The organism is Bacillus sp. JJ1521, assembly GCF_036965165.1.
Lineage (GTDB): Bacteria > Bacillota > Bacilli > Bacillales > Bacillaceae_L > Ferdinandcohnia.
In genome coordinates this window covers 1-365 of record NZ_JBALOX010000297.1, presented here as the reverse complement: position 1 = coordinate 365, position 365 = coordinate 1, and the positions used below count along the sequence as shown (strand labels likewise).

The 365-nt window shown below is 27.4% G+C and carries 1 protein-coding gene; it reads left to right on the top strand.

The window, feature by feature from the left end:
* Positions 1-2: 2 nt before the first annotated feature.
* The coding region (locus tag V7147_RS24985; RefSeq protein WP_335370497.1) for an EpsG family protein at positions 3-365 on the top strand (363 nt) is incomplete at its 3' end.

Sequence of the window (365 nt, the reverse complement as noted above, 5' to 3'; positions counted from 1 at the left end):
TTATTTTCGCATTTTTTGCAAGGTTATTTGCAACCCCTGAATTTGCATCTAATATTCCAGTTTCAATAAAACCAAATAAATTATTTGTTTTTGTTGCGCTGTTATCATTGGTGGCAATTTCGGGTCTTCGAGCAAATATAGGTGATACTTACTTTTATAAACATATCTTTATCATAAATGAATTTACATGGAATTTTATCATCTCTCAAGGTGACATTGGTTTTGGAATTCTACAGAAAATACTCAAAATGTATACAAACGATCCGCAGATAATGATTTTAATTTCTGCATTAATAACAAATGTTTTAATTGTATCAGTGTTATATAAATATTCCAGATTGTTTGAATTAAGTTTATATGTTTAT